At 72.7% G+C, this 21164-nt stretch carries 19 protein-coding genes; 3 read left to right on the top strand and 16 right to left on the bottom strand.

The features are described from left to right. The first annotated feature begins 2 nt into the window (after positions 1 to 2). Positions 3 to 611, top strand: coding sequence for an exonuclease domain-containing protein (locus ACFWJO_RS02340; RefSeq protein ID WP_386862957.1), 609 nt, complete (start codon positions 3 to 5; stop codon positions 609 to 611). Here the strand turns inward: ACFWJO_RS02340 and mmsB are convergent. The 6 genes from mmsB to ACFWJO_RS02310 form a co-directional block, all read right to left on the bottom strand. Continuing rightward, the gene (gene mmsB, locus ACFWJO_RS02335; protein ID WP_386862956.1) at positions 608 to 1840 is read right to left on the bottom strand and encodes a multiple monosaccharide ABC transporter permease; all 1233 of its coding nucleotides are present in this window, start codon (positions 1838 to 1840) and stop codon (positions 608 to 610) included. The two genes, ACFWJO_RS02340 and mmsB, sit on opposite strands and share 4 nt — an antisense overlap. A gap of 9 nt (positions 1841 to 1849) precedes the next feature. Continuing rightward, positions 1850 to 3436, bottom strand: a complete 1587-nt coding sequence (mmsA, locus tag ACFWJO_RS02330) for a multiple monosaccharide ABC transporter ATP-binding protein (protein ID WP_386863096.1) — start codon at positions 3434 to 3436, stop codon at positions 1850 to 1852. A 20-nt stretch (positions 3437 to 3456) separates the two neighbouring features. Beyond that, positions 3457 to 4566 carry a multiple monosaccharide ABC transporter substrate-binding protein gene (chvE, locus tag ACFWJO_RS02325; protein ID WP_386862955.1) on the bottom strand — a complete coding sequence of 370 codons (1110 nt, stop codon included), beginning with the start codon at positions 4564 to 4566 and terminating at the stop codon, positions 3457 to 3459. A gap of 3 nt (positions 4567 to 4569) precedes the next feature. After that, on the bottom strand, positions 4570 to 5541 hold the full coding sequence (locus ACFWJO_RS02320) for a hypothetical protein (RefSeq protein WP_386862954.1): 972 nt from the start codon (positions 5539 to 5541) through the stop codon (positions 4570 to 4572). A 107-nt stretch (positions 5542 to 5648) separates the two neighbouring features. After that, positions 5649 to 6683, bottom strand: a complete 1035-nt coding sequence (locus tag ACFWJO_RS02315; protein WP_386862953.1) for a zinc-binding dehydrogenase — start codon at positions 6681 to 6683, stop codon at positions 5649 to 5651. Next, complete coding sequence (locus tag ACFWJO_RS02310) at positions 6680 to 7834, bottom strand: mandelate racemase/muconate lactonizing enzyme family protein (protein ID WP_386862952.1); 1155 nt, start codon at positions 7832 to 7834, stop codon at positions 6680 to 6682. Before ACFWJO_RS02310 ends, ACFWJO_RS02315 begins: the two co-directional genes overlap by 4 nt. A 195-nt stretch (positions 7835 to 8029) precedes the next feature. Between ACFWJO_RS02310 and ACFWJO_RS02305 the strand changes: the two genes are divergently transcribed. Next, entirely contained in the window at positions 8030 to 8803 is a 774-nt protein-coding gene (locus tag ACFWJO_RS02305) for an IclR family transcriptional regulator (protein WP_386862951.1), read from the top strand. Then, entirely contained in the window at positions 8800 to 9645 is an 846-nt protein-coding gene (locus tag ACFWJO_RS02300; protein ID WP_386862950.1) for an SMP-30/gluconolactonase/LRE family protein, read from the top strand. The genes ACFWJO_RS02305 and ACFWJO_RS02300 overlap by 4 nt, the downstream gene beginning before the upstream one ends. 16 nt (positions 9646 to 9661) lie before the next feature. Here ACFWJO_RS02300 and ACFWJO_RS02295 read toward each other — a convergent pair whose 3' ends face one another. The 10 genes from ACFWJO_RS02295 to ACFWJO_RS02250 form a co-directional block, all read right to left on the bottom strand. Then, positions 9662 to 10798: a pectate lyase gene (locus ACFWJO_RS02295; protein WP_386862949.1), complete on the bottom strand. Its 1137-nt coding sequence runs from the start codon at positions 10796 to 10798 to the stop codon at positions 9662 to 9664. A 55-nt stretch (positions 10799 to 10853) separates the two neighbouring features. Further along, entirely contained in the window at positions 10854 to 11966 is a 1113-nt protein-coding gene (locus tag ACFWJO_RS02290; protein WP_386862948.1) for a pectinesterase family protein, read from the bottom strand. A gap of 159 nt (positions 11967 to 12125) precedes the next feature. Further along, positions 12126 to 13409, bottom strand: a complete 1284-nt coding sequence (locus ACFWJO_RS02285; RefSeq protein ID WP_386862947.1) for a polysaccharide lyase family 1 protein — start codon at positions 13407 to 13409, stop codon at positions 12126 to 12128. Next, positions 13406 to 14245 carry a rhamnogalacturonan acetylesterase gene (locus tag ACFWJO_RS02280; RefSeq protein ID WP_386862946.1) on the bottom strand — a complete coding sequence of 280 codons (840 nt, stop codon included), beginning with the start codon at positions 14243 to 14245 and terminating at the stop codon, positions 13406 to 13408. Before ACFWJO_RS02280 ends, ACFWJO_RS02285 begins: the two co-directional genes overlap by 4 nt. Continuing rightward, on the bottom strand, positions 14242 to 15582 hold the full coding sequence (locus ACFWJO_RS02275; protein WP_386862945.1) for an ABC transporter substrate-binding protein: 1341 nt from the start codon (positions 15580 to 15582) through the stop codon (positions 14242 to 14244). Before ACFWJO_RS02275 ends, ACFWJO_RS02280 begins: the two co-directional genes overlap by 4 nt. 76 nt (positions 15583 to 15658) lie before the next feature. Next, the gene (locus ACFWJO_RS02270; protein WP_386862944.1) at positions 15659 to 17218 is read right to left on the bottom strand and encodes a family 43 glycosylhydrolase; all 1560 of its coding nucleotides are present in this window, start codon (positions 17216 to 17218) and stop codon (positions 15659 to 15661) included. Beyond that, positions 17215 to 18108: a PmoA family protein gene (locus ACFWJO_RS02265; protein WP_386862943.1), complete on the bottom strand. Its 894-nt coding sequence runs from the start codon at positions 18106 to 18108 to the stop codon at positions 17215 to 17217. The genes ACFWJO_RS02270 and ACFWJO_RS02265 overlap by 4 nt, the downstream gene beginning before the upstream one ends. Beyond that, complete coding sequence (locus ACFWJO_RS02260) at positions 18105 to 19268, bottom strand: Gfo/Idh/MocA family protein (protein WP_386862942.1); 1164 nt, start codon at positions 19266 to 19268, stop codon at positions 18105 to 18107. The genes ACFWJO_RS02265 and ACFWJO_RS02260 overlap by 4 nt, the downstream gene beginning before the upstream one ends. Beyond that, the gene (locus ACFWJO_RS02255) at positions 19265 to 20155 is read right to left on the bottom strand and encodes a carbohydrate ABC transporter permease (protein WP_386862941.1); all 891 of its coding nucleotides are present in this window, start codon (positions 20153 to 20155) and stop codon (positions 19265 to 19267) included. Before ACFWJO_RS02255 ends, ACFWJO_RS02260 begins: the two co-directional genes overlap by 4 nt. Then, positions 20152 to 21105 (bottom strand): carbohydrate ABC transporter permease, encoded by a 954-nt coding sequence (locus ACFWJO_RS02250; protein ID WP_386862940.1) that lies wholly within the window; start codon positions 21103 to 21105, stop codon positions 20152 to 20154. Before ACFWJO_RS02250 ends, ACFWJO_RS02255 begins: the two co-directional genes overlap by 4 nt. Positions 21106 to 21164 lie beyond the last annotated feature (59 nt).

The following is a 21164-nucleotide window of genomic DNA, read 5'->3' as shown; positions in this document are numbered from 1 at the left end:
CCATGGACAACGGACCCGCCCTACTGAACGTCGTCGACGTGGAGGCCACCTGCTGGGACGGGCAGCCCCCGGCCGGCGCGGTGAGCGAGATCATCGAGATCGGTCTCACCGTCGTCGACCTCACCGCCCGCCGCCGCGTCTCCCGCCACGGGATCCTGGTGCGGCCGGCCCGCTCGGAGGTGAGCGCCTTCTGCACCGAGCTGACCGGGCTGACGCCCGCCCAGGTCGCCGGAGGCGTCACGTTCGCCGAGGCCTGCCGGATCCTCGCCGACGAGCACGACGCCCGGCGGCGCCCCTGGGCGAGCTGGGGCGACTACGACCGCAAGCAGTTCGACCGGCAGTGCCGGGCCGCCGGGACGCCGTACCCGTTCGGCCGCCCGGCCGAGCGCGGTCACACCAACGCCAAGGCCGTGTTCACCGAGGCGTACGGGCTGCGCAGGCGACCCGGGATGGCGGGCGCCCTGAGGATCGCCGGGCTCCCGCTGGAGGGCCGTCACCACCGGGGCGAGGACGACGCCTGGAACATCGCCGCCCTCGTCCTCGACCTGGTGGACCGGAAGGCCTGGCCGCCCGCGGACCCGTCATGGGGTCCGCTCCAGGGGGGTTCCTAGCGGCCGGCCCGGCGCTTGTTCCAGACGTCGAAGCCGACCGCCGCGAGCAGCACCAGACCCTTGATGACCTGCTGGTAGTCGGTGCCGATGCCGACCAGGGACATGCCGTTGTTGAGGACGCCGAGGACGAGGCCGCCGATCACGGCGCCCGTCACCCGGCCGATGCCGCCGCTCATCGACGCGCCGCCGATGAACGCGGCGGCGATCGCCTCCAGTTCGAAGTTCAGACCGGCCTGCGGCGTGCCCGCGTTGAGCCGCGCCGCGTAGACGCAGCCCGCGAGGGCGGCGAGCACGCCCATGTTCACGAAGACCAGGAACGTGACCCGCCGGTCCTTCACCCCGGAGAGCATGGCCGCGGCCTTGTTCCCGCCGAGTGCGTAGACGTGGCGCCCGATCACCGCGTTGCGCATGACGTACCCGAGCGCCACGAGCAGCGCGCACATGACGAGCATGACGACGGGCACGCCGTGGAAGCTGGCGAGGGTGAGCGTGAACGCGACGACGGCCGCCGTCATCGCCGTGCACTTGAGCACCCACAGGCCGGTGGGCAGCGGGTCCACGTCGTACTCCGCCCGGCGCCGGCGGTCGCGCACCTCGCGCACGAGGAGCAGCACGACGGCGACGAGACCGAGGAGCAGCGTCGGGTTGTGGTACTGCGTGTAGGGGCCCATCTCGGGCAGGAAGCCCTTGGCGATGTTCTGGAAGCCGTCGGGGAACGGCGCCAGCGAGCGGCCCTCCAGGAAGATCTGGGTGAGTCCCCGGAAGAGCAGCATCCCGGCCAGCGTCACGATGAACGACGGGATGCCGAGATACGCGACGAAGTAACCCTGCCAGGCGCCGGCCGCCGCACCCACGAGCAGGGAGAGCGCCAGGGCCAGGACCCAGGGCACGTCGTGCCGGACCATCATGACCGCGGCCAGGGCGCCGACGAACGCGGCGAGCGAGCCGACGGACAGGTCGATGTGACCGGCGACGATCACGATCATCATGCCCATGGCAAGAATGAGGATGTAGCTGTTCTGCTGGATCAGGTTGGAGACGTTGTTCGGCAGGAGCAGCGTCCCGTCGGTCCAGATCTGGAAGAGCACGACGAGGAAGGCGAGCGCGACGAGCATGCCGTACTGGCGCATGTTCGCCCGCACTCCCGCGAGCAGCAGCGCGCCCGTGGACGGGCGGTCCGGCCGGCCGGCGAGTGCGGCCTCCGGTGCGGAAGGGGTCGTGGTGGTCATGTCGGAGCCTCAGCTTCCGCTCGTGGTAGGGGTCGGGGGCGCGGTCCTGGCCGGGGGCGGGCTCGGGTCGCTCGGGGTCATGTGGCGCATCAGGGACTCCTGGGTGGCGTCGGCACGGGCGACCTCGGCGGTGAGCCGTCCCTCGGCCATCGTGTAGATCCGGTCGCACATCCCCAGGAGCTCCGGCAGCTCCGAGGAGATCAGGAGCACGCCCCGCCCCTCGGCCGCGAGCCGGTCGATCACCGTGTAGATCTCGTACTTGGCGCCGACGTCGACGCCCCGGGTCGGCTCGTCGAGGATCAGCACCCGCGGATCGGCGTGGATCCACCGGCCGAGGACGACCTTCTGCTGGTTCCCGCCCGACAGCCGGCCCACCTCCTCCAGGACGGTGGGCGTCCTGATGTTCAGGCCGGCGCGGTAGTCCTCGGCCACCCGCCGCTCCTGGTGCTCGTCGACCACGCCGCGCCGCACCATCCGGCGCAGCGACGCCAGGGAGATGTTGCGGTGGACGGTGTCGACGAGGTTCAGCCCGTACCGCTTGCGGTCCTCGGTGACGTAGGCGAGGCCCGCCGCGATCGCGTCCGGGACGCTCGCGAGGCTCGCCTCCCGTCCGTCGACGGCCGCCGAGCCGGCCACGTGATGCCCGTAGGAGCGCCCGAAGAGCGACATCGCGAGCTCGGTCCGGCCCGCTCCCATCAGTCCCGCGATGCCGACGATCTCGCCCTTGCCCACGGTCAGGGACACGTCGTCGACGACGGTGCGCCGCCGGTCCGCGGGGTGGCGGACCGTCCAGCCGCGCACCCGCAGCGCCTCGCGGCCGGCGTCCTCGCCGTCGTAGGCGGTCCGCTCGGGGAAGCGCCGGTCGAGGGCCCGCCCCACCATGCCCTGGATGATGCGGTCCTCGGAGACGTCGGGCTCGGCGTCCGGGGTGGTGCGGACGGTGAGCGTCTCGACCGTGCGCCCGTCGCGGAGCACGGTCACGGTGTCGGCGACGCGCCGGATCTCGCCGAGCTTGTGGGAGATGAGGACGCACGCGATGCCCTGGTCGCGCAGTTCCAGGACGAGTCCGAGCAGGGCCGCGCTGTCGGCGTCGTTGAGCGCGGCCGTCGGCTCGTCCAGGATGAGCAGCCTGACCTCCTTGGCGAGCGCCTTCGCGATCTCCACCAACTGCTGCCCGCCGACGCCCAGTTCCGACACGGGCGTGCGCGGGTGCTCGCGCAGTCCGACACGCTTCATCAGCCGGGCCGCCTCCCGCAGGGTCGCCGGCCAGTCGACGACTCCGCGCCGGGAGCGCTCGTTCCCGAGGAAGATGTTCTCCGCGATCGACAGGTGCGGGACGAGCGCCAGCTCCTGATGGATGATCACGATGCCGTGGCGCTCGCCGTCCCGGATGTCGCGCAGGGCGAGGGGCCTGCCGTCGAAGCGGATCTCGCCCTCGTACGAACCGTGCGGGTGGACGCCGCTGAGCACCTTCATCAGCGTCGACTTGCCCGCGCCGTTCTCCCCGCACAGCGCGTGGATCTCCGAGGGCCGCACGGTCAGCCGTACGTCGCTGAGCGCGGTGACGCCCGGGAAGGTCTTGGTGATGCCGCGCATCTCGAGCACGGCCGGCCCGCTCACGAGAGCTGTCCTGCCGTGAAGTACCCCTCGCGCACGAGGAGTTGCGTGTTGGACTTGTCGATGCTGACCGGGTCGAGGAGGTACGCGGGCACGGTCTTCTTCCCGTTGTCGTAGTCCTTGACGTTGTTGACCTCGGGCTTGCGGCCGTTGAGGACCGCGTCGCCCATCGCCACCGCCCGGGCGGCGAGCTTCCGGGTGTCCTTGAACACGGTCTGGGTCTGCTCCCCGCGCATGATGGACTTCACCGAGGCGAGCTCGGCGTCCTGCCCCGTGACCACGGGCAGCGGATGGCCCGCCGTGCCGTAACCGGCGCTCCGCAGCGCGGAGATGATCCCGATGGAGATCCCGTCGTACGGCGAGAGGACCGCGTCGACGCTCTCCTCGCCGTAGTTCTTGCTGATGAGGTCGTCCATCCGCTTCTGCGCGGTGCCGCCGTCCCAGCGCAGCGTCGTCGCCTGGTTCATCCTGGTCTGCCCGCTGCGGACCACGAGCTGCCCGCTGTCGAGGTACGGCTGGAGCACCTTCATGGCGCCGTTCCAGAAGTAGCGGGTGTTGTTGTCGTCCGGGGAACCCGCGAACAGCTCGATGTCGTACGGCTTCCCGCCGGCCCTGCCGGGCGCGCCGAGCCGGAGGCGGTCGACGATGTACCGCGCCTGGAGCTCGCCGACCCGCTCGTTGTCGAAGGAGGCGTAGTAGTCGACGTTCCCGGTGCCCATGATGAGCCGGTCGTACGAGATCACGGGGATGCCCGCGTCGTGGGCCCGCTGGAGGACCTCGGTGAGCGCCGAGCCGTCGATCGCGGCGATCACCAGGAGCCGTCGGCCCTTGGTGATCATGTTCTCGATCTGGGCGATCTGGTTCTCGACCTTGTCGTCGCCGTACTGGAGATCGGTCTGGTAACCGGCCTTCTGGAACTGCTTCGCCATGTTCTCGCCGTCGGCGATCCAGCGCTCGGACGCCTTCGTCGGCATGGCGATCCCGATGGTGCCGCCCTTGCCCTTGTCGGGCTGGTAGCGGCTGCCGCCGCGGGCCTCCTGGCCGCATCCGGCGACGAGGGTGGTGAGCAGTGCGGCCGCCGCGGCGGCGCGCAGGGTGCGGGTGCGCATGGATCAGTTCCCTTCGGTCGCGGGGAAACGGCGGAGCTCGCCGGGCAGCCGGGAGCCGAGCGGGGACATGCCGCCGGCGGCGCCGTGCCGGGCCAGCAGATCGAGGACGAGCCGCCCGCGCCGCACGCGCTCGCGCGCCGTGGCGAGGGTGTGCTCGCGCAGATGGGCGCCGTACGGGTAGATCCCGGCCGAGCGGCTCAGACCGAACTTCAGGTAGAGCGGCGCTCCGCGGCGGATGAGCTCGGCGGCCTCGTACATGCGGACGTAGCCGCCGAGGTCGTCCGGCGCCTCCACGTAGAGGTCCATGGGCGCGCGGCTGGCCCGGCGGATCTCCGTGAGATGGGCGAGGGTCAGGTCGGAGGGCACGTTGAGCGAGTCGGCACCGAGCCGCTCGTACACCGCGTACGAGGCGGGGTTGACCGGGCCGATCAGCGCGGACACCTTGAACGTGGTGTCGGCGGGCAGCATGCCGGCCACGCGCAGCCGGTGCAGGGTCCACAGCACGCCCTCGTCGGCGACGAGCAGACAGCGGACCCCGAGCTCGGTGGCGCGCACGGCGTCCTCGACGCACCCCGCGAGCGCGTCGTGGCCGCGGGCCCTCAGACCCGCCCCGCCGGAATCGGTCCGCGTCGCGGCGCCGATGTCCCAGGAACCGCGCGGCCCGGTGAACAGGCAGAGTTCGACGCCGCGTTCGGCGCAGGCGTCGGCCATCTCGGTGATCTCGGCGTCGGTGAGCATCCACACGCCGCTGCCCTGGCTGATGCGGTGCACCGGCACGTCGAGCCGGGTGCTCTCCTTCAGGACCTCGGCGAGCGCCTCGGGGCCCTCGACGGACGGGATCTCCGTCCGCCAGGTCCCGCCGTCGGGAAAGCTGTGCGGCGAGGCGTCGGCGGGCTCGGGGGCGGCCACGGGATGGCCGATCCGCGCCAGCGCGGCGGCGCCGGGGAGGCGGGGTGGTGCGGGCAGAGCGGTCACGGAAGTCCTCTGTCTCTCTGTTCGATATCTCGGACGTCGTTCGTGAACGAGGGTGTGGGCCGGTGAGGGGGCCCGGAGAGGGCGCACCCCGGACCCCGGTGCGCCCGTCAGGGACGCAGCAGCACCTTGCCGGTCCCCGGATCGCCGCCGCCCACCAGGGCGAGGGCCTCCGCGAACCCTTCCAGCGGGAACTCGTGGCTGATCAGCGGTGCCGGATCGATCAGGCCGAGGCCGAACGCGCGCACCGCCTCCGACCAGTCGGCCGAGGAGGCCCCGAAGACGCTGCGCACCTCCAGCTGACTGAGCGAGAGGTGAACGGGATCGATGCCGACCGCCCCCGGCGTGAACATCCCCGTGAGCACCACCCGGCCGCCCCTGCGGGCGAGCAGGCACGAGGAAGCGGCCGTGGTCGGCGCGCCTGCCGTCTCCACCACCAGGTCGAAGCGGCCGTGGGCGGAGTGCTCCGCCTCCTTCGGGGTCAGCAGCTCGCCCGCCCCGTGCCGCAGCGCCTGTTCGCCCCGTGCGACCCGCGGCTCGACCACGGCCAGCACGGCGGGCGAGGAGGCGGCGAGCAGCTGTACGGCGAGCAGGCCGAGGGTGCCGGCGCCGACGACCGCGACCCGCATCCCGGGGCGCGGCCGCCCGGCCCGTACCGCCGCCGCGACCACCGCCGCCGGTTCGAGCAGTGCGGCGGCACGCAGATCGGCCCTGTCGGGCAGGAGGTGGAGCAGCCGCGCGGGCACGACCACGTGGTCGGCGAAGGCGCCGGGCTCGGTGAACCCGGTCTCCGCGTAGCCACCGGTGCACAGGCTGGTCTCGCCGCACCGGCACCGCTCGCAGCCGCCACAGCTGCGGAAGCCCTCCGCGACGGCCTTGCGGCCGGCCAGGGCGGGGTCGCCGCCGGGGCCGACGGCGTCGACGGTGCCCGACCACTCGTGGCCGGGCACCACCGGGTAGCGGACGTAGCCGCGGTCACGGTGGCCGTCGTACAGCTCGCGGTCGCTCAGGCAGATCCCGGCGGCGGCCACCCTCAGCCGCACCTCGCCGGGCCCCGGCTCGGGCACCTCGCGCTCCACCAGCCGGTGTTCACCGGGCGCGGAGACGAGCACCGCCCGGCTCACGCGCCCCGCCGACGTGCTCACTTGGGGGCCCTCCGCTCCCAGCCCTCGGCCCACAGGTCGAACCGGGCCCGCTGCTGCGGGAACTCGGCGGCGGCGTCCACGTCGAGCTCGACGCCGAGCCCCGGCGCGTGCGAGACCGCGAAGCAGCCCGTCTCCGGATCCACCCGGGGCGCCCCGCGCACGATCCCGGTGATCTCCGCGTCCGCGAAGTCGTTGAAGTGCTCCAGGATCTTGAAGTTCGGCGTGCAGGCGGCGAGTTGGAGGGAGGCGGCGGTCAGCACCGAGCCGCCCACGTTGTGCGGGGCCACCATCACGTAGTGGGTCTCCGCCGTGGCGGCGAGCTTGCGGGTCTCCAGGATGCCGCCGATGTGTCCGAGGTCCGGCTGGATGACGTCCGCCGCCTGCGACTCGAACAGCTCGCGGAACTCGATCCGGTCGTGGATCCGCTCCCCGGTCGCGATCGGCAGGTCCACCTTGTCGGCGACCTTCCTCAGCGCCTTGAGGTTCTCCGGCGGCACCGGCTCCTCCAGCCAGGCCGGCCGGAACGGGGCCAGCTCGCGCGCGAGCCGTACCGCCGTCGCGGGGGAGAAGCGCCCGTGCATCTCCAGCATCAGCTCGGTGTCCGGACCGATCGCGTCGCGGACCGCCTCGATGAGGGACACCGCGTACCGCGAGCGCTCGGCGTCCAGTTCGAGGTGGCCGTTGCCGAACGGGTCGATCTTCAGGGCCCGGTAGCCGCGCGCCACGACCTCCTGGGCCGCCTTGTGGTAGGCCTCCGGGGTGCGCTCGGTGGTGTACCAGCCGTTCGCGTACGCCTTGACGCGGTCCGTCACGCTGCCGCCGAGCAGCTGCCACACCGGCACGCCCAGCGCCTTGCCCTTGATGTCCCAGCACGCCATCTCCACCACGGCGATGCCCGACATCACGATCTCGCCCGCACGGCCGTAGTCGCCGTACTTCATCCGGCGGACCAGGTCCTCGACCGCGAACGGGTCGGAACCGGCGATGTGGTTGGCCTCCGCCTCGCGCAGATAGCCGAGGAGTGCGTCGGTATGACCGAGCATGCGGGTCTCGCCGACGCCCGTCAGGCCCTCGTCGGTGTGGACGAGGACGTAGGTGAGGTTGCGCCAGGGGGTTCCGACGACATGAGTGGTGATGCCCGTGATGCGCACGGCAGCTACTCTCCCAGGGTGATGTTCGAGATTTCGTCACACGTTCGAAATGGTGGCGTGACCGTATGCAGCTCTTCCCGGGGTGTCAATGGTCCGCGCGACCGTTGCCCGGTGAACCCCGGTCCGGCTAGCCTCAGTTCGTCATACCGACCAATGGTCGGGATATCGAACGAACAGAGGGGGCGGGTGACGGTCATGGGACGTCTCGTACCTGCGGTGACCAGAGCTTTCGACATTCTCGAGCTCTTCCTGCACAGCGACGACACACTCTCCGCGCCCGAGATCACCCGGCGACTCGGGCTGCCGCGCACCACCACCCACGAACTGCTCACCACCCTGGCGGCCCGCCACTACCTCACCCCGGTCCCCGGGCAGCCGGGCCGCTACCGCCTCGGCGTCCGCACCCACCAGCTCGGCAGCCGCTACGCCGAACAGCTCGACCTCGCCGCCGAGGGGCGGCAGGTCGCCCACGAGATCGCCCAGACCTGCGACGAGACCGTCCACGTCGCCGTCCTGGAGGACCTGGACGTCATCTACATCGCCAAGGTCGACTCCACCCACGCCGTCCGCATGGTCTCCGCCGCCGGCCGGCGCCTGCCCGCCCACTGCACCTCCGTCGGCAAGATGCTGCTCGCCTCCCTGCCCGAGGCCGAGTTCGAGGCGCGCGTGGACGGACGCGAGCTCGCCGCCATGACCCCGCGCAGCATCACCGACCCCGAGGCCCTGCGCGCCGAACTGGCCGGGATCCGCGCCCGCGGCGCCGCCACCGAACACCGCGAGTCCAACCCCGACGTCTCCTGCGTCGCCGCCCCCGTACGCGACGGCTCCGGGCAGGTCGTCGCCGCCCTGTCGATCTCCGTGCCCGTCATCCGCTGGAGCGAGGAGCGCGAGGCCGAACTCGCCGCGCTCGCCGCCAAGGGCGCCGCCGACCTCTCCGTACGCCTCGGCCACCGGGGCGGGACGCGATGACCGCCGAGGTCGCCGTACGGGCCGACGACACCCTCGGCGAGGGCCCCACCTGGGACGCGGCCGGCTCGCGGCTCGTCTGGGTCGACATCCTCGGCGCACGCGTCCACACCCACGACCCGGCCACCGGCAGCCACGACGTCACGCCCGTGGGCCAGCACGTCGGCGCCGCGAAACCCCGCGCGGGCGGCGGACTCGTCGTCAACCTCCGGGACGGCGTCGGCCGCTACGACCCCGACGGCACCTTCTCCTGGCTGCACCACGACCCCGTGCCGGGACGCCGCGGCAACGACGCGGCCGTCGCCCCCGACGGCAGCCTGTGGGCCGGAAGCATGCGCTACGACGAGGCGGAAGGCGGCGGCAGCCTCCTCCGGATCGCCCCCGACGGCAGTGCCACACCGCTCCTCGACCGGGTGACCATCAGCAACGGCATCGGCTGGAGCCCCGCCGACCCCGGCCTCGCCTACTACGTCGACAGTCCCACCCGCCGCATCGACACCCTCCGCGTCGAGGACGGCCGCGTCGTCGACCGCCGCCCCTTCGCGACCGTCGGACCCGGCGCGGGCGTCCCCGACGGACTCACCGTGGACGCCGAGGGCTGCGTCTGGATCGCCCTGTGGGACGGCGGCGGCCTCCACCGATACACGCCGGCCGGCGCACTGGAGCGGGTCGTCCCGCTGCCCGTGCGCCGGCCGACCGCCTGCGCCTTCGGCGGCCCGGGCCTGCGTGACCTGTACGTCACGACCGCCCGCACCGGTCTCGCCGACCCGGAACCGCTCGCCGGGTCCCTGCTCGTCCTGCCCGACGCGGGGGAGGGACTGCCGGCGACGCCGTTCGCCGGCTGACCACCGGCGAACGGGCTCAGTTCATCGTCGAGCCGATCGTCGTCGACCCCGTCGTCAGGAACGTCGTCGCCGGCAGCGAACCGTCCGCCTTCCGGGCTCCGTAGGCGGTGGCCGGGTCGGTGGAGACGAAGGCCGGCGTGGCGACACCGGAGTCCCAGTTGTTGCCCTGCGAGACCACCGACGACCCCTTGCTGACCAGGCCCGAGCCGTTGGACACGGCCAGGTTCCTGCCGAGCCGGGCCGCGCCGGTCGCGAAGTAGTGGCCCCACTTGCCGTTCGCGTACGAGGTCGTGCGATTGATCGCGATGGCGCCCTTGTTGCTGTTCTCGGTGAAGCCGTTGCCCGCGTTGGACCACGCCGCCGAGTTGTTGACGACATGGGCGACGACCTCGCCGTCGCCGCCGAGCTTGTAGCCGTTGCCGTCGCCCGCGAACGCGGAGTCCGACCAGCGGTTCCGCCCGTTGCCCCAGGCCCAGGTGTGCTCGATCGTCAGCGGCGAGGACCACGACCACAGGTCGACGCCGTCGTCGGAGTTGTCGAACAGCCGGGCCCCGGTGATCAGGTTGCCCGTGCCCGAGCCGAACTTGACGGCGAGACCGTCGGCGTTCTCGCCGTGGCCGGCCCGGTCGTAGTGGCCGTACGAGTCCAGGTTCCGCACGGTGTTGCCGTTGGTGTCGTTCCCGGTCAGCGTGAAGCCGGAGTCGCCGCCGTTCCTCGTCGTGATCGTGTTCCAGACGGTGCCGGTGCAGGAGGTGCACACGACCGCGCTGTCGGGCGAGTTCTGGAAGGTCAGCCTGGAGACCGTCCAGTAGTCGGCGGTCAGCTTGAAGATCCACGAACCGGACGGAAGGTTCGAGCCGTCGATCGTGACCTTCTCCGAGCCGTACGGCTCCAGCCGGATCGGTGCGGAGGCGGTGCCGTCGGCCGTGGACTGGAGGGTGGCGGTCGGGTAGTAGGTGCCGCCGCGGACCTGGATGACCGTGCCGGCGGTCGCGTTCCTGATCGCGTGGGAGAGGTCGGTGGCGTTCGACACCACGACGGTCGCGGCCCGGGCCGGCGCGGCGGTGAGGACGCCGAGTCCGGCGGTCGCGGCGAGGACGGACAGGGCGGCGGCGGTGGTGCGGACGGTGCTCTTGACGGTGGTACGAGACATGCGTGCGGCTCGCTCTCGTGAGGGGGATCGTCAGGGGCGGCGCGTGGGGTGGCGGTCAGGGGCAGCGGGTCGTGCGGGGGTCCCAGTCCCCGAGGTACGCGGCCCGCGTGGCGGTCGTGGCCTGGTCGGGGGCGAGCTGCGGGCGGTTCTCCGGGACGGTGATCCGGGCGCCGGGCCCGGTGTTGCGGAACTCGGCGAAGCGCTGCTGCTGCCACGGGTGGGCGTCGCGCATGTTGGCGTACGGCGCCACCGCGTCGGTCCCGGCGGCGAGCACGCTCTCCCGCACCACCAGCGACGGCCACGCCGTCGGGTCCGAGCCGGGCACCCACGGCCGGGCCAGCTTGTAGTGGCCGTCCGGAGCCTCGCTCGTCACCCGGCAGCGGGCGGCGAGGAAGCCGTAGGGGTTGGCGCGCGCGGTCGACGGGGCGAAGACGAAGCCCAGCGGCGCGTCGGTCCGGTCCTCCCGCAGCAGCGTGTGGAAGCGGCAGTGCTCGAAGACCGCGACGGCCCGTCCGAAGACGAAGTCCACGTCGCCCTCGACGTGACAGTGCGCGAAGTACTGCCGGGCGAAGTGGTCCAGCGCCATCGAGTCGGCGTACAGGGTGTCCTGGTGGCCGAGGAAGCGGCAGTGCCAGAACGCCGAGCGGTCGCCCTGCACCTTGAGCGCGACGGCCTGCGTCCCCGGGTTGCCCGGCAGGTCGCCGCGCAGGAAGTCGTTGGCGAAGGTCACCCAGTGCGCGGTGAAACCGTCGGCCTGCACGGTCGTGGTCGCCGAGCCGGTCGTCCCGTACGGGGTGCCGTCGGGGCGCGGGGTGCCGGCCGCGTTGTCGTACACGACCACGACGTCCGCGGCGTCCTCGCTCGCGCCGATCCACGTCATGCCGGTGCGGGCGGCACTCACGGAGACGGTCTCGCGGTACGTGCCCGGCGCCAGGACCAGCGTCCAGCCGGAGCCGCCGGCGGCCGAGACCGCGGCCCGCACGCTCATGTGGTCGCCGAGGCCGCCCGGATGGACGTACAGGGTGCGCGGGGTGAGCCGGGCCGCGGGCGAGCCGAACCGGCCGAACGGGCCGGCGGCTTCCGCCGCCCGGGCGGCGGCGGGCACCGCGAGGCCGAGCATCGCGCCCGCACCCGTGGCGAGCAGGGCACGGCGGCTGAACGAAGGCATGACGGAGCTCCTTGCGCAGGGGAAAGGATGGGGAACGCCGGTGCGGGGCCACCGGGGCCAGATGACGGCGGCACCGCACCGGCCGTACGGGGCCGCACCGGCACCGCGCGGCCGACCGGCGTCCAGGGCCGCATCGGCCGAACGGGCTGGTGCGCCGGCTCAGTGCAGCGAGCGGCCCGCGCCCGCGCGGTGGTCGACCAGGCCCGGCACCGCCTCCGGCACGTCGACCCGGGCCCGCAGCACCGGCGTCCAGCCCGCGTCCGCGCGCAGCGCCTCGCCCGGGAACTCGGCGTTGTGCACGGCGAGCAGATCGACCGGCCGCCCGTTGACCAGGTTGTCGGCCGTGGAGACCGGAGCGTCCTTCCACTTCTTGAGGATCCGCCCGGCCGACACCCCCTCGGCCAGCGTGAACGCGTTCTTCTCGGCGACGAGCTGGGACTCCTGGCCGACGCCAAGCGAGTACGCGTACGCCGAACCCGGCACCACGAAGTGGTTGTTGTACGCGTCGACCTTCCCGAACCGCACCCGGGGCGCCCGCTCTACGACGTTCCGGAACAGGTTGTGGTGCAGGGTGACCCGCAGCTTCCCGCGGTCGGTCGCGCCCGCGCCGTCGCTGTTGCCGATCATCAGCGTCTTGTCGTGGTCGGCGAACACGTTCCACGACACCGTCACCAGGTCCGCGCCGCGCACCACGTCCAGCTCGCCGTCGTGCTGCTGGTACAGCTCCCCGTAGTACGACGGCAGCGAGGAGTCCGGGTGGGCGCCGTCGGTGAACGTGTTGTGGTCGATCCACACGTGCGTGGCGCCGTAGACCACCGCAGAGTCGTACTCGGAGTTCCACGCGCCCGTGGCCCCGTCCGTCGGATCCCACTGCGGGAAGCAGTCCAGCGGGCTCTCCAGGGTGAGGTTGCGCACGATGACGTTGTCGACGCCCGTGATCTGCAGGCTGCCGCCGGTGATCCCCGCGGTGCTCCCGACGCCGATGATCGTCGTGTTGGCCGGCACCTTCACCTTGACGGCCTTGCTCTGGTTCGCGGCGGACGCCGCGCGCAGGTCCTCCTGCGGGCCGCTGACCTCCTTGTCGTAGCCCCAGACCTTCGGGTCGTACGCGGCGAGGTACGCGTCGAAGTCGTAGCCGGGCGCGGCGAACGCCCCGCAGCCGGCGGCGGTCGCGTTCAGCCTGCCGACCACGCGGACGATCCTCGGCTCGGTGCCCGGCGCTTCGAGCGCCCTGCGGAACCCCTCCCAGGTGGAGACGGTGAACACGCGGGAGGCGTCGGCGGCCGCGCCGCCGGTCGTGCCCGTGCCGTCGGACGCCCAGCCGTCCCCCGCGGCCAGTGCCCGGCGGGCCGGGTCGGGGACCGCCTCGGCGGTGACCGCCGGGCCGGTGATGCCCAGGACGAGCGCGGCCGCGGCCGCCGTCCCCAGGGTGCGTCGGGTCATGCTCCGGTCTCCTCCGAATCGGGCCAGGTGATCCACCCGGCGGGTATCTCCTCGTCCAGGCGGCGCGTCTCGTACGGCGCGAGCACCCGGGTGCGCAGCAGCTCCCGCGTGACCAGACGGGCCACGGCGATCGCTCCCGGCGGGTTGAAGTGCGTGTTGTCCTGCTCGGCCGGCGTCCAGTTGAAGTACGTCTTCGTCGCCTCGGGACCGAGCTCCTGCCACAGCGCGAGCGACAGCGCCTCGACGTCGAGCAGCGGTACGTCCTCGCGCGCGGCCAGGTCCCGCATCGCCGCCGGGTACTCGCCCAGGCTCCGCAGGGCCGTTCCGGCCGCGTCGAAGCGGCGCCGTTCGACCGAGGTGGCGAGCACGGGCAGGGCCCCGCGGTCCCGGGCGGCTGTGACGAAGACCCGCAGGTTGTCCTGGTACGTCGTCCACGGATCCGTACCGCGGGCCGGGTCCGTGACCTTCTGGTCGTTGTGGCCGAACTGGACGAGCAGCACGTCCCCGGGCCGGAGGGCGGCCAGGATCGGTTCGAGCCGCCCCTCGGCGAGGAAGCTCCTGGTGCTGCGGCCGTTGACGGCGTGGTTGGCCACGCCGACGTCCTTGTGCAGGAAGAAGGGCAGGGCCATGCCCCAGCCGGTCTCGGGCGCGGCGTCGGCGTACTTCCGCGCGGCGGTGGAGTCGCCGGCGATGTGGAGGGCGCGCATACGGGTCCCCTTCGAGGCCGGGACGGCGACCGGGGCCGGGACCGGGGCACTGGCGGCGGCCGCCGTCCCGGCCGGGGCGAGCGCGAGGCCCGCCCCGGCCGTGAGCAGCCCGCGCCGGGTCAGGTTCACCGGCCGCGGCTCTTCCACTCGGACTGCGCCTCGTTCAGCTGCTCGGCGAGGTCGTCGAGGAAGTCCTTCGCGGACATCGTGCCGAGCAGCACCTTCTGGAAGGCGGGCTCGTTGTCGGCCTTGGAGATGGTGTTCCAGTCCGGCAGGTAGTACGGCAGCTGCACGATGGTGGTCCTGCCGCTGAACAGCGCCTCGGCGGCGAGCCGCGTCGGCTCGGACTTCCGGATCCAGGCGTCCTGCGCGGCCTCCGTGTTCGACGGGATCGCGCCGGCCGACTCGTTCCACTTGCTGTTGGCCTCGTGGGAGGCGGCGAACTCGATGAACCTCCAGGCCGCCGCCTTGTTCCTGCTGGACGAGAAGAGACCGAGCCCGTCGACCGGGTTGGACACCTGCACGCGGGTGCCGTCGTCCTTCGTCGGGTTCGGGATGCCCCGGAACTTCTCCGTGCCGAGGGCCTTCACGTGGTCCTGGTAGGAGCCGAGGTTGTGGTTGAGCATGCCGATCTGGCCGCTGTCCCACTGCGCGACCATCTTCGTGAAGTCGTTGTTGACGTCGGCCGCCGGAGTGGTCTTCTTGAACAGGCCCGCGTACTTCTCCAGGGCGGCCACGTTCGCCGGGTCGTTGACCGTGGTCCTGTCGCCGTTCCAGAAGCTCGTGACGCCGCTCTGGCCGTACATCGCGTCCAGGGCCTGGGCGACGGATCCGGCGCCGCCGCGGATCGTGTAGCCGAAACGGTTGTTCTTCTGGTCGGTCAGCTTCTCGGCGGCGGTGTAGAACGCCGACCAGGTCGTGGGCTCCTGGAGGCCCGCGGCCTTGAACAGGTCGGTGCGGTAGTAGAGGACGCCGTTGTTGGCGGACGTGGGGACGGTGAAGAGCTTCCCCTGACCGCCGGCCGACCTCACGCTCTCGACCATGCCCGCGTTCAGCTTCCCCTTGAGCGGGCTCGCGTCGATCCGCGCGTCGAGGGGTTCGAGGGCGTTCTGCGCGGCGATCCCGGCGAGCATGGCCGCGCCGACACCGCCGACGTCCGGGAGCCCGCCGCCCTGGATGGCGGTGTCGTACTTGGACTGCACCTCCTTCGAGGCGATCCCGACGTACTTCACCTTGACGTCGGGGTTCGCCTTCTCGAAGTCGGCGATGATCTCCTTCCAGATGTCGGTGCGGACACCGCCGTTGTTGTCCCAGAAGGTGATCTCGCCCTTGCCCGAACCCTCGGAGCCCTTGTCGCCCGCGGCACCGCTGCCGTCGTCGCCGCAGGCGGAGACGGTCAGCGCGAGCACGGTGGTCAGGGCCAGGGCGCAGACGGCTCTGCGCCGCCCGCCTCGGAAGACGTTCATCGTCGGCTCTCTTCTCTCGGGGGAATCTCTGGGGGGAATCTCTCGGGGGGAACTGGAGGTGATGCGATGTGGGGGATCAAGGAGTGACGCGGAAGTCGGTGAACAGGGCCGTCCCGGCATGGCCCGCGCCCTGCGGCGCCGCGGCGAACAGACCGAGCAGCGCCCCGACCCACCGCCAGGGCGTGGCGGCGAATTCCTGTCCGAGCGGAACGAATTCCCCGCCGCCACCGGTGTCGGCGGAGAACCTGCAGCGGGCGTCGGCGGTCAGCTCGATCCGCAGGGTCGCCCGCCCCTCCGGCGCGGCCCGGGACCGCGCCGCGTCCCGCTCCCGGTCGGCGCCCGCCGGCGCGAACCGGTGGACGAGCCGGACCCGGCCGTCACCCTCGCGGGCGAGCCCGACCCAGCTGTACGCGTCGCCGAGGACGACGAGGCCCGCCCTGGCCCCGGACGCCACCTCGGGGCCGTCGAGGCGCAGGTCCACCTCGACGGTGCAGGCCCGGGCCGGCATCCGCTGCGTGAGGACCTGCGGCAGCACCCGCAGGTCGTCGAGGAGCGCGGTACGCCCGCAGGTCAGCCGCAGCCCGTCGGCGGAGTGACGGACCGTCCAGCCCTCCGCCGGGTTGGCCGTCCACTGCCACTGCCGGCCGAACCGCCCGCCGGGGAACCGGTCGTCGTGCCCGGGCGCCGACGGCGGCTGCGCCGGCAGGTCCGGCTTGGCGTGCTCCAGGACGGGCTGCCCGTCGCGGCCGAGCACCGGCCAGCCGTCCGCGTCCCAGCGCATCGGCTGGAGGTGGACCACCCGTCCGTGCGCGCCCCGCTGCTGGAAGTGCAGGAACCAGTCCTCGCCGCGCGCGGTGCGCACCCAGCCGCCCTGGTGGGGCCCGTTGACCGGGGTGTCGCCCTGCGCGAGGACGACCCGCTCCTCGTACGGGCCGGTGAACGACCGGGAGCGGAAGGCGCCCTGCCAGCCGGTGGCCACGCCGCCCGCCGGCGCGAGGATCCAGAACCAGCCGTCGTGCCGGTACAGCTTGGGCCCCTCCAGGGTGAACCAGCCCGGAAGCGCGTCCGCGTCGACGAGCGTCGTGCCGTCGTCGAGCAGTCGGGTGCCGTCCGGGCTCATCCGGTGACCGGTGAGCCGGTTGTTGAAGCCCGCCCTGGACCGGGCCCAGGCGTGCACCAGATACGCCTCGCCGGTCTCCTCGTCCCACAGCGGGCACGCGTCGATCAGGCCGCGGCCCGCCTTCACCAGGTGCGGCTCGGTCCACGGGCCGCGCACGGCGGGCGCGTTGACCTGGAACACCCCGTGGTCGGGGTCACCCCAGAAGATCCAGAAGCGCCCGTCGTGACGGCGCAGCGAGGGCGCCCACACCCCGGCGTCGTGCCGGGGCACCCCGAACGCCGCCTCCGGCCGCAGCCGGTCGAGCGCGTGTCCGACCAGGGTCCAGTTCACGAGGTCGCGCGAGTGGAGCAGCGGCAGCCCGGGAACGCGGCCGAAGCTCGACGCGGTCAGGTAGAAGTCGTCCCCGACCCGCAGCACGTCCGGGTCGGACCAGTCGGCCGCGAGCACCGGATTGCGGTAGGTGCCGTCGCCCAGGTCCCCGGTCGGCGCACGCGTCACGTCGTACGGCGGCGTCATGACGTCACCGCCTCGCGGACCAGGGCCGCGGCCCGGGCCCGGTCCAGCCGGCCGTCGGCGACCACGGTCACCACCCGCCGTACCGCCGTGCCTCCGGCCGGGATCTCCAGCCGCCGCTCGTGCGCGAGGGAGGAGCCGACGCCCGGATACTCGGCGGCGCGGACGAACCACGGATCGCTCCGGGTCTCCTCGTCCGCTCCCGCGAACACCAGCGTCCAGCCCTGACCGGCCAGGGCGACCCAGTCGCCGCGCCCCCCGTGCACGGCGGCCTCGCCGTCCCCGGCCGCGCCGAACACGTGCGGCGCCGCGGGCTCCTTGGGCGCGCGCCAGAAGAAGCCTCCGTACGCGGCTCCCGGCCGCCCGTTGGTCGCCGGGCTGCCGATCGACACGCCCGCCCCGGTGGCGTCGGTCAGCGCGAACGCCACGTCGAGCGCCCAGGCCGTCTTGGCGAGCGCGCGGACCCGCAGGGTTCTTTCCTCTCGGAGAACAACTCCGCCTCCGGCCGTCCAGCTCAGCTCCTCGGTGAAACCGTCGGGGCCGAGCCGGCCGAAGCGCTCGTGCCGCTGCGTGCCGTGGTTGGCGAGCTCGGTCGGCCCCTGGTCGCGGACGAAGGTCCGCCCGCCCCAGAAGTTGTGCCCCGCCACATCGGGCACGGCGACCGAGACCCCCAGGTGGTGCGGGTGGTCGGCGGGCAGCAACTCGCTGACCCGCACGCCCGCCAGGGTCGTCACCGGGTGCAGGTACGGGCGGGGCGCGTGGCGCGCGGAGAGGTCGGGCCGGGTCGTGTACGAGGCGACCGGCCGGCCGGCGACCCGCAGCTCCAGCACCTCCGGCCCGCTCGTCGCCGCGGCCCCCGGTCCGCCCGCCCGCGTCACCCCACGTCCGTTCATCGGACGGCCTCCCGGGCCAGGAGCGCCCACGGGGCGCCGAGTTCGGAGTACAGCCGCAGCGTCTCGGCGCTCTCCGCCACCAGCCGGTCGATGCCGGGCACCGAACGGCGCGGCCCGCCCTCGCCCCGTACCGTCCGCCGGTACTCCTCGGGCAGTTCCACCGGATCGGGCGCGCACCGCACCGCCTCCACCACCCGCATGAACGCGCCCGTCGCCTCCGGCGGGACCAGCAGCGGCGCGCCCTCCGTCAGGTGCGCGACCAGGTTCTCCAGGAGGCCGGTCCGGCCGTAGACGGTCTCCACCGGGCCGTGGCCCGCCCGCTGCAGCAGCACCCGGTCCTGCTTGTACCAGAAGGTGATCCGGCCCCGGCTGCCGTGCACCACCACGTACGGCTCGGAGGCCCGCTCCGCGCAGAGCGTCGCCGCGACCGTCACCTGCGGACCGGCCGCCGTGACGATCCGCACGCAGGACGTGTCGTCGGACTCGATCCGGTGGGCGCGCAGCAGCTCCGTCTCGATGTGCGCGACGTCCTCGGCGCCCGGAGCCCCGGCGAGCGCGAGCGCCGTGGCGACCGCGTGCGCCAGCGGGTTGGTCAGTGCCCCGTCGACCACGTCGACGCCGTCGAGCCGCCTCCGGCCCGCCCACGGCGCGCGCCGGAAGTACGCCTCGTCGCGCACCCACGCGCCGGCGCCGCCGACGCCCAGGAGCTCGCCGATCACCCCGTCCGCGATCAGCGCGCGGATCGCGGGCACGGCGTGCGAGCCGAGCGACTGGAACCCGATCTGGCAGGCCGCCCCGGCCGCCGCCACGCCCTCCGCCATCCGGCGGAACTCCGCGTACGACGGCGCCGGCGGCTTCTCCAGGAGCAGGTGCGCGCCGTGACGCGCGGCCGTCAGGGCCAGCTCGGTGTGGGTGGCGATGGGCGTGCAGACGACGGCGATCCGCGCGCCCGTCCCGGAGATCAGCGCGCCGAGGTCGGAGGACTGCCGGGGCGCGTCGAAGCCCGCGAGTTCGTCGGCGTCGAGCGGGCCGAGCTCGCAGACCCCTGCGAGCCGGACGAGGCCCTCGCGTTCCAGGCCGCGCAGACGGTCCAGGTGCCAGCGGCCGTGGCCGCGGGCTCCCGCGAGGACGACGGGCACGGGCGTGCCGAGCGGGCTCATCCCTTCACCGCCCCGGCGCTGAATCCGGTGACGAGCCACTTCTGGATGAACGCGAACACGAGCACCACCGGCACCGCCGCGATCACCCCGCCCGCCGCGAGCGCCCCGAGGTCCACGCTGTCCGCGCCCATGAGGGTGTTGAGCCCGACCGGGATGGTCTGCTTCTCCTGGCTGCTGAGGAACATCAGCGCGAAGAGGAAGTGGTTCCAGGCGTGGACGAAGGCGAAGGAGCCGACGGCCACGAGCCCGGGCCGCAGCAGCGGAAGGACCACGACGCGGAAGGCCCGGAACCGCCCGCAGCCGTCGACCCAGGCGGCCTCCTCCAGCGAGTACGGCACGTTCCTGATGAAGCCGCTGATGAGGATCATCGACAGCGGAAGCTGGAAGACGGTCTCCGCGATGACGACGCTGCCCAGCGAGTTGATCATCCGCAGCCCGGCGAAGATCTGGAACAGCGGCACGAGCAGCAGCGCGCCCGGCACGAACTGCGAGCACAGCAGGGCCAGCATGAAGCCCTTCTTGAACCGGAAGTCGAAGCGTGCCAGCGCGTATCCGCCGGCGAGCGCCACCACGGTGGTGGTGACCAGGGTGGCCAGGGCGATCAGCAGGCTGTTCTGGAAGAAGACGGCGAAGCCGCGCTCGCTCCACACCTTCTGGAAGTGCTCGCCCGTCATCGGCCACGGCACGAGCGAGGTGGAGCCGGCCGGCCGCACCGCGAAGAGCAGGATCCAGTAGAACGGCACCAGCGTGAACAGGAGATACGCTCCGAGCGGAAGGTATATCTGCCAGCGCGGCACCTCGTCCCACGCGCGCCGCCGCCGGCGGCGGGCTCCGGGCCCGGCGTCCGTACCGGCCGGCCGGACCTCGATCCTTTCGAGGACGGTCATCGGTTCTCGCCTCCGAACTTGCTCAGGCGCAGATACACCGTCGAGCAGAAGAGAAGGATCACGAACGCCACCGTCGTGAGCGCGGAGGCGTAGCCGAAGTCATGGGCGTCGACGCTGGTCCGCGCGATGTACAGGGGCAGCGTGGTCGTCTCGCCGGCGGGACCGCCGCCGGTCAGGGTGTACAGCAGGTCGACGTTGTTGAACTCCCACACCGCGCGCAGCAGCGTGGACAGCACGATCGCGTCCCTGAGGTGGGGCAGCGTGATGTGCAGGAACTGCCGCACCCGGCCGGCCCCGTCGACCTCCGCCGCCTCGTACAGGTCCTTGGGGATCGACTGGAGGTCGGCCAGGATGAGGATGGCGAAGAAGGGCACCCCGCGCCACAGTTCGGCCAGCACGGCCGCCGGGAAGACCGTGGCGGTGTCGGAGAGCAGCGAGGTGCCGTACTCGCCGACGCCCGCGTCGGCCAGGTAACGGGTGATCCCGGTCTGGGAGTTGTAGAGCAGCACCCAGATCGCCGACGTCAGCACGCCGGACACGGCCCACGGCGAGAAGACCAGGGCCCGGCCGAGCGCCCGTCCCACGAAGGTCTGGTTGACGATCAGCGCGAGCGCGAGGCCCAGGAGCAGCTGGAGCGCCACCTCGACCACGACCCACTTCAGGCTGAAGGTGAGGGTGTCCCAGAACTGCGGGTCCTCGGTGAAGACGCGGGTGAAGTTGTCGAGGCCCGCGAAGCCGTTGCGCCACGGCTTGGTCGGATTGTGGTCGCGCAGGCTGTAGTAGAAGACGCTGAGCACCGGGTACGCGATGAAGCCCAGCATCAGCAGGGCGGCCGGGCCGATCAGCAGGTACGGCAGTCGACGGGGGGTGGCGCCCGTGCGGCGGCGGCGCGCCGCCGGGGCGGCGGGCGCCCCGGCCTTCGGGGGCGAGGGGGTCACGGCTGTGGCCATGACGGCGGCTCCGTTCTGGGACGTCAAGCGCTTCGCAGACGATGTTCGGTATCTCGGAC

The organism is Streptomyces sp. NPDC127092, from assembly GCF_042722475.1.
Taxonomy (GTDB): Bacteria; Actinomycetota; Actinomycetes; order Streptomycetales; family Streptomycetaceae; genus Streptomyces.
The sequence above is the reverse complement of the archived record's forward strand: the minus strand, read 5'-3'. Positions and strand labels throughout refer to the sequence as shown.